The sequence below is a fragment of the Spiroplasma sp. DGKH1 genome, from assembly GCF_040940205.1.
GTDB lineage: Bacteria > Bacillota_I > Bacilli_A > Mycoplasmatales > Mycoplasmataceae > Spiroplasma.
This window is the reverse complement of record NZ_JASTWG010000005.1, coordinates 26,733-39,392: the sequence shown is the minus strand read 5'-3', so window position 1 is coordinate 39,392 and position 12,660 is coordinate 26,733. Positions and strand designations below refer to the sequence as shown.

Genomic DNA, 12,660 nt, shown 5'->3' with positions numbered 1-12,660 from the left:
TAACATTGATGTAAATAACAAAAAAATCACTCTTCAAGGTGATTTTTTATTTAACAACCAAGTTAACAATTTTATTTTTAACAACAATTTCTTTAATAATCTGGCGATTTTCTAAATATGGTTGTACATTAGAATGTTGTTTGGCAAGAATTAATAGTTGATCTTCACTAGTATCTTTTTTCACTTCTAATTTTGCCCGTAATTTTCCATTAACTTGAGCGGCAACTACGATTGTATCTAAAACTAAGAATTTATCTTCATAGTTTGGTCATTGACTTAAACTAACACTGTACGAATGCCCTAACATGAATCATAATTCTTCTGCTAAATGGGGTGCAAAACAACTTAATAATTTAAGGAACCCTTCCCAATATGGTTGGTAAATTTGTTCTTCATTTTTATAGCAAGCATTAATAAAAACCATTAACTGTGAAATTGCGGTATTAAAGTTTAAATTTTCTAACATCTCAGTAACTTTTTTGACCATTGTATGGTAAGCATAATCTAAAGTTCCATCATTGACCGGGGTAAAATTAGTATTTTTTGCTAAGCGATAAACACGATCTAATCATTTTCGAGCGGAATCTAACCCTTTGGTACTTCATGGTAGTGATGCCTCTAATGGTCCCATAAACATTTCATATAGTCGGAGCGCATCAGCACCATGTGATTGAATAATATTATCCGGATTAATAATATTACCTTTTGATTTACTCATTTTTGTGCCATCTTCACCAAGAATCATCCCCTGGTTAACCAGTTTATAAAAAGGTTCAGAAGTCGGAACTACTTTAATATCATATAAAAACTTATGCCAAAAACGAGCATACAATAAATGTAAAACGGCATGTTCTTGACCCCCAATATATAAATCGACTGGTAATCATTTTTTAAATAACGCGTGAGCTTCCGAACTTTGAATGTCTAACATTGTCCCATCCGCTTGTTTTAGAAGGTATCCTAAATAATATCAGCAACTTCCTGCTCACTGCGGCATAGTATTAGTTTCCCGACGTCCTTTTTTCCCGGTACTATCAACGACTGTTAATCATTCTGAAACATTTGCTAGGGGTGACTCACCAGTTTGGGAAGGTTTAATATTATCAACTTTTGGTAATGTTAATGGTAAATCTTTTTCATCCACTAAACTAATTGAACCATCTTCCCAATGGATCACCGGAAATGGTTCTCCCCAATAGCGTTGGCGAGAAAATAGTCAATCACGTAATTTATAGCTAACCTTTGGACTAGCAACATTTTCTTTTTCTAATACTTCCAGTGCTTTCGTAATCGCAGATTTCGTGTCAAGCCCGTTAAGGAATTCCGAATTAATATGTTCACCATCCTTGACATAAACATTATTATGATGTTCTCCGGCAATTACATAGCTAATTGGCAAATGATATTTTACTGCAAAAGCAAAATCCCGTTCATCATGTCCAGGAACTGCCATCACAGCACCCGTCCCGTAAAATGGGAGCACATAATCCGCAATTCAAATTGGGAGCTTTTTATTATTAACAGGATTTATCGCATAAGTGCCAAGAAATACCCCACTTTTTTCTTTGCTAGTATCTTGGCGATCAAGTTCGGTTTTATTTTTAACATTTTTAATAAATTCACTAACCATTGGTTTATTATCAGTAGTCGTTAAAATAGCAACTAACGGGTGCTCAGGAGCTAATACAATATATTCAACCCCAAAGATTGTATCTATTCTTGTTGTGAAAACATTAATAATTTCTGGGCGATTTTCAACTGCAAATTTAATTTCAGCTCCCACTGATTTTCCAATTCAATTGCGTTGTAATTCTTTAACTGAATCTGGTCAATCTAATTCATCTAAACCCGCTAATAATTTTTCAGCATAGTTAGTAATTTTCAACACCCATTGCTTCATTGGTTTTTTAACCACCGGAAAATGACCGCGTTCAGAAACCATCTTGCCATCAATTACAAGGACCTCTTCATTTGCTAGGACGGTCCCTAAATCAGCTGATCAGTTAACATCAACTTCACGCATCTCTGCTAAATCATGTTTATATAATTGTTCAAAAATTCATTGGGTTGTTTTGAAATAACTTGGATCAGAAGTATTAACTTCTTTCGCATAATCATAAGAAAATCCCAATGCTTTTAGTTGACTGCGAAAATGATCAATATTTTTTAAAGTAAAAATTGCGGGATCATTTCCCGTTTGAATAGCATATTGTTCAGCTGGTAATCCAAAAGCATCCCAACCAATTGGATGTAATACATCATAACCTTGCATACGGCGCATACGACTAATAATATCAGTTGCCGTATAACCTTTGGGGTGACCAACATGTAGCCCCGCTCCCGACGGATAAGGAAACATATCTAAAATATACGCTTTTTTACTACTATTATTTGTTGTCTTGAATACTTCATTCTCTTCTCAATATTTTTGCCATTTTTGTTCAATTGCTTTGTGTGAAAATTCCATTAATTCTAGTCCTCTCTAATCATTGTTTCACTAATCTTATTTAAGATTATAACATTTAAACCTTGAATTTCGGTGGGAAAAATAATTTAATCCGAATTTTCCGCTTAAATTTATCTTTCGCTGCTTTCCCTGATAATCAAACTACAATCTCTTAATAATTCTAAGATTCCTAAATTTTATTTAATTTGATAATGCTATAATAAAAACAGTACTGAAAAGTTATAAGGAGGAACATAGGTAAAATGAGTGTAAAAAGTGCAATTGAATTTCGAAAATCAGTGCGGGTATATGATCCCAATAAAGAAATTAGTGCTAGCGATTTTCAAATGATTATTGAAGCGGGGAGATTAGCTCCAACTTCAAATGGTTTAGAACCCGTAAAAGTTGTTTTCTTAAAAGATAAAACATTAAAAGCAAAAGCGGCCGAACAATGTTTTATGGGACCAAATATTAACCGGGTGAAAGAAGCCCCAATTGCGGCCCTAATTTTAGTTGCCAATGGGAATTATTTAGCATCCCCAGAATTTTTAACTAACCGCTTAGGGAGAATTTTTCAAGGGGATGCTTTAAAACAACGCGTGGAGGGGATGAGTAAATATGTGAAAGGGCAAAAAAATATGGATATGTATAGTGAAGAACAAGCCCATATTATTGCTAGTTTCATGAGTTTACAAGCCGCTGACTTACAAATTGGAACTTCAATTATGGGGGGAGTAATTGAAAGTAGTACCGCCCAGTTCTTAGCGGATAATAATCTTGTTGATCCCCAAAAATATCACATTGCCTTAGGAATGGTCTTTGGATATTTTGATGAAACAAAACCCGGGACTTGTTATCCCCGCGTACGCATCCCCCAAGAAGAATTTGCAATTATTAAATAAAAATGATAAAAATTATGTAAATCTGCATAATTTTTTTTCATAAAATTAAAAATTATTATTACGTTAAATTACTAATCTAAAAATTATTTTATGTTAAAATCAAAAAGTATAATTTTAAAAAAAGAAAGAGGTGTTTGATAAGTGAAACAAGCAGCATATATTATGTTAATTTTATCATGCTGTACCATTGGATTATTATTAATTCCGTTGGCCTGACTAATTCCAATGACCTTGGCAGCAAAAAGAAGAATTGGAAACTCAGAGTCAGCAGTTGGGTTGGGAGTTTGTTCAATTTTATTTGCCGGATTTTTTGGTCTTGTGGCCGGAATTTTACTATTAATTCCCGGTGAATAAATGTTCACCCCAAAAAAAGAATTTACCGACCATGTAAATTCTTTTTTTGATTATTAAGATAATTGATAATAATATGTTAGAATTAACTTATGAAAAAAGAAATGCGTAAATACTTAACAATTTATTGAATTGCCAATGGTATTTTCTTATTATTACAAGTTATTTTAACAATTATCTTGTTAACACTGCAAGATAAGATTAAATTAGCCCACGATACTATTTCAAACATTTTTTTTGGAATCCTTGTCTTTGTTGTTTTATGTGTTGTTTTATACAATTACTTTGGGATCAACCGTCCGAATAAGAAGATTGCCAAAAAAGAAGTTTTGTCAGATTATGAAGAAGAAATTGGATTTGAGGTGATGAAACTACATCCCAAAATATTAGATGAAAAAAGTGGTTATATTAACTTTAATAATCGTCGGGGTTATCTTTTCCTCCTAATTAGTAGTCTTAATATTTTTTACAGTTTAATCCTAGCAATTATTTTACAAGTAATATAAAAAAATGGTAATTAAGATAATTACCATTTTTTATTATTTTAATTTAATTGTTGTTCCTGATTTACCATTTAAAGCATCTTTTGCTAATGAAAGTTCAGCAATTACCGCTGCTTTTTTAGCATCAAGTTGCGCAAATTTCATGGCAGCTTGTACTTTTGGTAGCATACTTCCGGGAGCAAATTGGTTTTCTCCAATGTATTTTTCGGCTTCCGCAATTGTTAAAGTATCTAATGTTGTTTGGTTTGGTTTTCCGTAGTTAATGGCTACTTTAGGAACCGCTGTTAAGATCATTAATTGATCAGCATCCACTAGTTCAGCTAATTTCGCACTAGCAAAGTCTTTATCAATAACAGCATCAACACCTTGATAACCATCTTTACCTTTCACAACAGGGATTCCCCCCCCACCCACGGTAATTACAACATGACCTTGTTTAATTAGATCTTTAATAATATCTTTTTCAACAATATCAACTGGTTGGGGTGAAGCAATAACTCTTCGTCATCCCCGCCCGGCATCTTCTTTTACAGTAAAGCCGTTTTTACTTGCTAAATCTTTTGCTTCTTGTTCAGTATAAAATGAACCAATTGGTTTCGTTGGGTTTTCAAATGCTTTATCGTTAGCAGCAACTTCAACTTGGGTTACAATTGTTACCACATTTTTTTTGATATTTCTGTTGTTTAACTCATTTAAAATCGCATTTTGTAAATGGTAGCCAATATAAGCTTGTGACATTGCCCCACATTCCGGGAATGGCATCATTGGAATTTTACTATTTACTTTAGATGCTTCCGCAAAAGCATTATTAATCATTCCCACTTGTGGACCATTTCCATGGGCAATCACAAGTTCTTTACCATCCGCAATAATATCCACCATTGCTTTGGCTGTTACTTTCACTATTTCATGTTGCTCAGCGGGAGAATTTCCTAAGGCGTTTCCTCCCAGAGCGACAACAATTCTTGACATATAATCGTTCCTTTCTGATATTAATTAACATCATTTGATTTGCTATTAATTTAAGCTTTTAAAATTAGGAAAAGAAAAGATATTACCATATCTTTTCTTTCAATTTTATTAAATATTAATCTGTTGTCCAAATTAGAATCACATTCCACCGCGTTCAATTGGTAATTGTGCTCCAATTACCAGCAAGACAATTGCTAAGGCAGTTAATCCGATTAAGTATGGCCACGCCACTTTTAGATATTTATCTAATGAGACTTTACTAATACTTAACGCTGCCATTAAAATAAAGCTGGTTGGACTGACAAGGTTAATAATTCCGTTTGCAAACGAGAATGCCGTAATTGAACCTGACCATAATCCTGGTTGAATTCCTTCCGCGACTGGCCCAATAATTGGGAATACTGCGGCGGCAAATCCCGATGTTGATGGAATAATAATTGAAATAATTAAGAAGAAGAAGAATCCAACAATAATGAACCCTGTTGTTCCTAATTTTTTCATTGGCGAAGCAAGCGCATTAACTAAGTTAATCTGCATTCCAGTTTTGTCTAGAATTCATCCAATTCCAGCAGCAGTTGCAATAACTAAACACACTGATAGGATATCGCTTGACCCCGCGATAAATGTTTTAACATATTCTTCTTCTCCTTTTCAGTCAATTGCCGCAATAACAATTGAAGAAATTAAGAAGATAACCGCCACTTGTAATAACGAGAAGTCCCCAAATGGACTAAAGAATCTCGCAATATAAGGAGCATGTTCTTTAATTCAATCATTAGCATTGGTTGTCGCATTATAACCAAATGAACTCCATGATACTAATGAGAAGATCATGACGATAAACGTCAACATAAAGACAATCATAATTGCTTTACGTTTTTTAGTGAATTCTGGAATACTATCTGGCATTCCAAATTCTTTTAAGTAAAATTCACGTTCAGCATACACCGGTGATTTTTCAGGATTTTTTCTAACACGCATCGCATATCACATTACAAAGGCAATTGTGCCAGCTGTTAGTACTAATCACGCAATGATCCGTCATACAATCCCCGCTGAGTTAGTAATTCCAAAACTTGCAGTATCGGCTGGTGTAAATGAAACCCCAATTACGAATGGGTTTAAGAATGAACCAACACACCCTACTCCAGCTCCTAGTAAGATTGTCATAACTGATGTTACAACATCAAATCGAGCTGCTAGCATTACGGGAATTAAAACAGGATATAACGCAATTGTTTCTTCTCCCATTCCGTAAGTTGTTCCTCCAATTGAGAATAAGAACATTAAAGCGGGAATAATTCAAATTTCTTTCCCTTTCATTCTTATAATTAAACGACCAATCCCCGCGTCTAACGCTTCGGATTTAATAATAACGTTTAAGAATCCCCCTAGGACAAGAACAAATAAGATGGTGTCTAATTTACCTCCAAAACCTTCTAAGGGTGCTAAGAATAGGTCAAAAACCCCGGCCTTCCCATATTCACCAGTTGCTGGATCATATGGTTTGGCTGTCCCTGGAATTCATGACACAATAATTACAATAGCAATAATGAAGAATAAGATGGTAATTGCCGCAGGCAATTTAAATTTTCTTCGTTTGCCACTTTTAAGAGCAGGCATTTAATCCCCCTCCTTTCATTAAATTAATTTTTCAAATCAAAATAATAACAATAAGCAAATGTTTAAAAATTCACCATTAACCTCTTAAAGTTGCTAACATAATTGCTTTAATAGTATGTAATCTATTTTCCGCTTCTTCAAATACTTTTGAGTATTTTGAGGTAAATACTTCGTTAGTTACTTCTAATTCACCATTTCCCCCAAATTCTTTAATAATATCTTGGGCAGTATCAGTATTTTCATCATGGAAACTTGGTAAACAGTGTAAGAAAATTACATCTTCTTTCGCTTGTTTAATTTTTTCCATATTAACTTGGTAAGGTGTTAAATCAGCAATTCTTTGTTTTCAAACTGATTTATCTTCTCCCATTGATACTCAAACATCAGTTGCAATAACATCAGCGTCTTTGGCAGCTGTTTTGTGATCTTCTGTTAAAGTAATTGATCCCCCATTTTCTTTCGCAATGTCTTGACATTGTTTTAATAGTTTAGCATCTGGTCATAAATCTTTTGGGGCACATGCAGTAAAATGCATTCCTAATTTTGCACTAATAATCATGTAACTGTTTGCCATGTTGAATCTTGAGTCACCAAAGTAAACAAATTTAATTCCTTTAACATTTGGTCCTTTAACTTCTTGGATTGTTAAAACATCAGCTAACATTTGCGTTGGGTGGTATAAGTCTGTTAACCCATTTCACACTGGTACTCCTGAATATTTTGCTAAATCTTCAACATCACTTTGTTTGTAACCTCTAAATTCAATTCCGTCAAACATTCTTCCTAAAACTTTTGCAGTATCTTCAATTGATTCTTTTTTCCCCATTTGGCTTCCTGAAGGCCCTAGGTATACTGCGTTCATTCCTAAATCAGCAGCGGCAACTTCAAAAGCACAACGAGTTCTGGTTGAATCTTTTTGGAATAATAGCACAACATTTTTTCCTTTTAAAGGTTGTTGTTCAGTTCCTGCATATTTAGCTTCTTTTAGCATTCTTGATAAATCTAATAAATAGTTGATTTCTCTTGGTGTGAAATCTAATAATGTTAAAAAACTTCTTCCTTTTAAATTTACGGCCATATTTTTATGACTTCCTTCCTTTTCTTCGTTATTAATTAAATATCTTCTCTTCAAATTGGCATTGTCATACAACGTGGTCCTCCACGACCTCTTGATAATTCAGCACTGTGAATTACGTGTACTTTAACACCTAATTTTTTTAATTCGGCGATTGTAATGTGGTTACGGTTGTAAGCAATAACTTCCCCTGGTTTAATTGTAATCACATTAGTTCCATCGTTTCATTGTTCTCTGGCTTGGGCAATTGGATCTTCCCCTCCACATTTTACAATGTGAATTTTTTTGCCAACAACATCTGATAAGTATTCATCTAGTTGTTTGTTAATTTCTGTCATCCCGTCTTTTGAAATTTCATAAAGTTTAAATTCACTCATGTTATCAAAGATTAATGGGTGTGCAATAAATTTATCATAGTCAATATTTGTAAAGACTGTATCTAAGTGCATAAATGCTCTGTTTTTAGTTTTTAAGTCAAAAACAATAACTTTTTCATAAGAAATTTCAGGACTTTCGATAACCCTTTTAGCAACTTTTTTAATTGCATCAATACTTGTTCTTTGTGAAGCCCCAATAATTAATGTTTTGTGGTTTAATACTAAAACGTCCCCTCCTTCGATACTTCCTTCTTCGTTACGATCGTATCAGAAGTTTACTTTATCTTTAAATCTTGGGTGGTGGTGTAGTACTAAGTCCGCAAAAATTGTTTCACGTCTTCTTGTTACTGTGAACATTTGGTGGACAGTAGCTCCGTTTCCAACTGAGGCAAATGGGTCACGTTGAAATAATAGGTTTGGTAATGGGTCCATTGCTAATGGGTAACCATCAGTATTTTCAACACCTAATTCATATTTTGTTACTCCTGCGATCATTTTATTTACCATATCTTGGTCTGAAAGTTTATCTAAATATTTTCTTAATGGTTCAATGTGTTCTGGTTTTGCTCCTGATTCTTTTAGGAACCTATCTAACAAGTCAGTTCTTAAATTTTTGTCTTGGGCAATTGTTTCAGCAACCATTTTTTCAATGTATAATACTTCCACACCATTATCTCTCAACACTTTTGCTAGTTCATCGTGTTCTTGTTGTGCGATAGGCAAATCTGGTGTATCATCAAATAACAATCTTTCTAATAAATCTGGTGTTAAATTTGATAATTCGTCTCCGGGACGGTGTAACATAACACTTTTTAATGTCCCAATTTCAGAATAGACATTAATTGCATACTTATCTTTCATTTTAATTACCTCCTAAATAGAAAAATCTAAGTATTAGATTTTGAATAATCTAAATATCCCTGAAGGCTAATAAAAACATACGCGAAAAATAATCTAGAAAAATAATAATTTCCTACAAAATGTTTTTTATAATTTGATGATTCCCTAAAAGTTTTTATCATTAAGTTTTTGTCACTACCTTGTAACATATGTTTTGATTTCCTTCTATTTGTATTTAACCACTTTTAGATTTATTTGCAACCATTTTACCGAAAAGTATCTTCATTTTTATAATATTTTTATTGGGAAAAAGAAAAATTTTGGTAAATTGGCGACAAAATAAGAACCAAAATTAATGAAATAAAAAAGTTAGCCTCGTGCTAACTTGTTTTATTTACTAACTTGTGCTTGTGAATTTTTCTTGGCTGCTTCCTTACGAGCTTTTGCTTTCGCTGCTTTTTTTGCTTCCATTAGTTTCACTCTTTTTTTCATTGACATTGCCATAATTTAATATTCACCTACTTACTTATTTAAATTTTAATCGTAATTTATTTTAATAATTCTTTAATTTGATCTTTGGTTGCAAATCCAACATGACGATTCATTTCTTTTCCGCCTTGGAAAATCAATAATGTTGGGATTGATGCGATACCATATTCTTGAGCAATATCCTGTAAATTATCAACATCAACTTTTGCAAAATGAACATTAGAAACTTCACCAGCTAGTTCTTCATAAATTGGCGCAAGCATTTTACATGGGCCACATCAATCAGCATAAAAGTCAATAATAGTTTTTTCATTTTTATTTATTAAATCATTAAATTCTTGCATATTTTCTAAATGCTTAATTGCCATAAATTTCTCTCCTTTGCATTATATTTATAATATAGTATCATTATATCTCATTTTTTAAAATTTTATCTCTTAAATATAGGGCTGGTCCGTTTTCTTTATTTGATAATGAAATTTCTTGGGCTAAAGCCTTAATTTCATCAATTGCATTATTAACCGCTACGCCAGTACCAGCCTGTTTAATTAACTCAATATCATTGTAGGAATCTCCAAATGAAAAGGTATTTTCAATTGGAACTCCTAAATGATGGGATAAAAATTTTAAGGCACTCCCCTTTGAAATTCCTTTTGCTGAAATTTCAAAAACACGATTATTATACTGGGTAACATCTAATAATGGTAATAATGCCTTTAACTCATCGACTAGATGGGCTGCCGCACTATCACTTAATGGTTCATGGGCAATCACACTAGCGTGGGTAATGTCCTCGGTAATCTGGTCGGGGGCATTAATAATTTTATAGCTGGTTTTCATAACCTTTGCCCAGTAAAATGAATTTTCACCCTTTTCATAAACATAAGTTCCGTTGTTACTAAAAAAATGAACTTTATATTTATTGTAAGTAAATTCAAATAATTTTTTAATTTCTTCATCTGTAAAAATCATCATTCATAAAAATGAGTTGGTAGCAAATGAATAAGCAGCAGAACCATTATTTGCTAGGACATAGCCATTATATTTATGAACTTTTAGTTTTTTTGCTTGGCGAATAGCATCACTCGCCAGACGGCCCGTTGTAACTACAAAGGGAATTCCTTTGTCCTGGATTTGTTTAATTGTTTTCTTAGTAATCTTGCTAAACTTATGATTGTCTTGTAATAAAGTCCCATCTAAGTCAGCAAAAATGGCACGTTTCATATGATTCCTCCTTAATTGATTGTAAAGGCTCCTATCTTTATTCCTATATCTTAATTTTACTATAATTGTTGTTAGAAATGATAAAGTTATGATGTTTTCTATCATAATTTTGCGATAAAAAAAATCACTCCATAGTGATTAAACATTTATTAATTTTAAATAATGGTCCGGGTTAAGGGACTTGAACCCCCACGAGTTGCCTCGCCAGATCCTAAGTCTGGTGCGTCTGCCAATTCCGCCAAACCCGGATTTCCTCTGGTATTAATATTTTATTAAAAAATTGGTCTCCTGTAAAGGACTTGAACCTTTGACCCACTGGTTAAAAGCCAGTTGCTCTACCAACTGAGCTAACAGGAGAGAACAATGGTGCTGGCTAGAAGAATCGAACTCCCAACCTACTGATTACAAGTCAGTTGCTCTACCAGATTGAGCTAAGCCAGCGTATTTAAAAAAATGGTCGAGTGTAACGGACTTGAACCGCTGACCACCTGCTTGTAAGGCAGGCGCTCTCCCAACTGAGCTAACACTCGACAATGGTGACCTGTACGGGAATTGAACCCGTGAATGCATGCGTGAAAGGCATGTGTGTTAACCGCTTCACCAACAGGCCAAAGATGATTTTTAAATATACTTCCTTAAAATAAAATGGCGCCTAGTGCAGGGCTCGAACCTGCGACCTGTCGGTTAACAGCCGAATGCTCTACCAACTGAGCTAACTAGGCATTGTTGAATAATCAACCTTATTCATTATATATAAATTAATAAAATCGTGCAACTATTTTTCTTGTTTTTTTAATCTTTTATAGTTTATTTAAAAAGCGAACTAATTTTATGTAAAGAAGATGACATTTTCGGAAAAAGGGAAAAAGGCTTTAAAAGCTGTTAATAATTTTATTTTTTTCGTAGTTTGGTCATCTAAATATTCACCTGCTAAATCTATTAAATCCTTACGGTATTTTTCAACAATATTAGTTCATGAGAACCAACTAATAATTAACAAAATTAAACCAACAATCGCAAGAACTTGAATTGCGGTGGTGATGCTATCAATATCTAAGTTATTATTGTTAATCACATTACATAAAATTATTAAAATTGTTGTTGTAATAAAAATTACAAAGACAAAACATAGTAAATACGAAACAAATTTTAGTCAAAAAAATGAACGGTTTTTTTTAGTTTTAATTTGAAATAAATAATAAAAGTGAAATAACATATCATAAATTTTTAAAACACTGGGGTCATTTAAATCACGAGTTCTAATTTTAATAGTATTACTAATGTAGTTAAAATTCTGGGCCTTGCCAATAAATTTAAAAATTCCAATATTAACATCTTTCAAATCATTATCATCTAACATTTTTCGTAAAATTTCTTTAGGATAATATTTTGTTCTTTGCCGTTTATAAGATATATCTACTAAACCAATAATTATCATCCCTAATATTAAAAGACCTAAAATTATTAAAAAGACAAAATACCCTAAGCCCGCCATATTATTTTCTAGTCCAAACATGTTATTCTCCTTTTATTTATCCTTCAATTATTCTCGTATTAATTATATACATTTCTCAGCGGAAGTGGGCAAGAAATCACTAAAATAAAAACATTATTTTATTAAATAATGTTTATTTTGAATTAGTAGTAATAACTTCATCAGTAATTAATTTACCATCTTTATCAAATGATTTAGCACAAAATCCAATGCCATCAATCATATTTGGTGTACAAGCAAAATTCTCTTGAATTTCTTGCATTTTTTTTAAAATCTCTTCTTCAGTTAGGTTTGAACCTTTTAATGCTTCCCCCATGGTCGTCATCTCCTTATTCATAAATATTATATCACTATTCTTGAACA

At 32.8% G+C, this 12,660-nt stretch carries 12 protein-coding genes and 6 tRNA genes; 3 read left to right on the top strand and 15 right to left on the bottom strand.

Annotation, left to right across the window (positions count from 1 at the left end; translation table 4 throughout):
- Nucleotides 1-46: 46 nt before the first annotated feature.
- The gene (leuS, locus tag QPK10_RS04755; RefSeq protein ID WP_368486858.1) at nucleotides 47-2,467 is read right to left on the bottom strand and encodes a leucine--tRNA ligase; all 2,421 of its coding nucleotides are present in this window, start codon (nucleotides 2,465-2,467) and stop codon (nucleotides 47-49) included.
- A 242-nt stretch (nucleotides 2,468-2,709) separates the two neighbouring features.
- Between leuS and QPK10_RS04750 the strand changes: the two genes are divergently transcribed.
- The 3 genes from QPK10_RS04750 to QPK10_RS04740 all read left to right on the top strand — a co-directional run bounded on the left by QPK10_RS04750 (nucleotide 2,710) and on the right by QPK10_RS04740 (nucleotide 4,205).
- On the top strand, nucleotides 2,710-3,348 hold the full coding sequence (locus QPK10_RS04750; RefSeq protein WP_368486857.1) for a nitroreductase family protein: 639 nt from the start codon (nucleotides 2,710-2,712) through the stop codon (nucleotides 3,346-3,348).
- A gap of 141 nt (nucleotides 3,349-3,489) precedes the next feature.
- Entirely contained in the window at nucleotides 3,490-3,702 is a 213-nt protein-coding gene (locus QPK10_RS04745; protein ID WP_368486856.1) for a hypothetical protein, read from the top strand.
- An 89-nt stretch (nucleotides 3,703-3,791) separates the two neighbouring features.
- Nucleotides 3,792-4,205: a hypothetical protein gene (locus QPK10_RS04740; protein ID WP_368486855.1), complete on the top strand. Its 414-nt coding sequence runs from the start codon at nucleotides 3,792-3,794 to the stop codon at nucleotides 4,203-4,205.
- A gap of 33 nt (nucleotides 4,206-4,238) precedes the next feature.
- On the opposite strand, the gene arcC is transcribed toward QPK10_RS04740, so the two are convergent.
- The 14 genes from arcC to QPK10_RS04670 all read right to left on the bottom strand — a co-directional run bounded on the left by arcC (nucleotide 4,239) and on the right by QPK10_RS04670 (nucleotide 12,613).
- Complete coding sequence (gene arcC / locus QPK10_RS04735) at nucleotides 4,239-5,174, bottom strand: carbamate kinase (protein ID WP_368486854.1); 936 nt, start codon at nucleotides 5,172-5,174, stop codon at nucleotides 4,239-4,241.
- Nucleotides 5,175-5,306: 132 nt separating this feature from the next.
- The gene (locus QPK10_RS04730; protein WP_368486853.1) at nucleotides 5,307-6,797 is read right to left on the bottom strand and encodes a YfcC family protein; all 1,491 of its coding nucleotides are present in this window, start codon (nucleotides 6,795-6,797) and stop codon (nucleotides 5,307-5,309) included.
- A gap of 76 nt (nucleotides 6,798-6,873) precedes the next feature.
- On the bottom strand, nucleotides 6,874-7,875 hold the full coding sequence (gene argF / locus QPK10_RS04725; protein ID WP_047791056.1) for an ornithine carbamoyltransferase: 1,002 nt from the start codon (nucleotides 7,873-7,875) through the stop codon (nucleotides 6,874-6,876).
- A 35-nt stretch (nucleotides 7,876-7,910) separates the two neighbouring features.
- Nucleotides 7,911-9,110, bottom strand: coding sequence for an arginine deiminase (locus QPK10_RS04720; protein WP_368486852.1), 1,200 nt, complete (start codon nucleotides 9,108-9,110; stop codon nucleotides 7,911-7,913).
- Nucleotides 9,111-9,637: 527 nt separating this feature from the next.
- On the bottom strand, nucleotides 9,638-9,946 hold the full coding sequence (gene trxA, locus QPK10_RS04715; protein ID WP_047791054.1) for a thioredoxin: 309 nt from the start codon (nucleotides 9,944-9,946) through the stop codon (nucleotides 9,638-9,640).
- Nucleotides 9,947-9,986: 40 nt separating this feature from the next.
- A complete protein-coding gene (locus QPK10_RS04710; protein ID WP_368486851.1) occupies nucleotides 9,987-10,802 on the bottom strand; it encodes a Cof-type HAD-IIB family hydrolase in 816 nt (271 codons plus the stop codon).
- A gap of 163 nt (nucleotides 10,803-10,965) precedes the next feature.
- Nucleotides 10,966-11,050: transfer RNA gene (locus QPK10_RS04705), tRNA-Leu, on the bottom strand.
- Nucleotides 11,051-11,083: 33 nt separating this feature from the next.
- Nucleotides 11,084-11,159 (bottom strand) — tRNA-Lys (locus QPK10_RS04700).
- A gap of 7 nt (nucleotides 11,160-11,166) precedes the next feature.
- Nucleotides 11,167-11,243: transfer RNA gene (locus tag QPK10_RS04695), tRNA-Thr, on the bottom strand.
- Between the two features lie 13 nt (nucleotides 11,244-11,256).
- Nucleotides 11,257-11,332: transfer RNA gene (locus QPK10_RS04690), tRNA-Val, on the bottom strand.
- A 4-nt stretch (nucleotides 11,333-11,336) separates the two neighbouring features.
- A tRNA-Glu gene (locus tag QPK10_RS04685) sits at nucleotides 11,337-11,412 on the bottom strand.
- A gap of 36 nt (nucleotides 11,413-11,448) precedes the next feature.
- Nucleotides 11,449-11,524 (bottom strand) — tRNA-Asn (locus QPK10_RS04680).
- A gap of 107 nt (nucleotides 11,525-11,631) precedes the next feature.
- A complete protein-coding gene (locus tag QPK10_RS04675) occupies nucleotides 11,632-12,318 on the bottom strand; it encodes a hypothetical protein (protein WP_368486850.1) in 687 nt (228 codons plus the stop codon).
- Nucleotides 12,319-12,430: 112 nt separating this feature from the next.
- Complete coding sequence (locus QPK10_RS04670) at nucleotides 12,431-12,613, bottom strand: hypothetical protein (protein ID WP_368486849.1); 183 nt, start codon at nucleotides 12,611-12,613, stop codon at nucleotides 12,431-12,433.
- Nucleotides 12,614-12,660 lie beyond the last annotated feature (47 nt).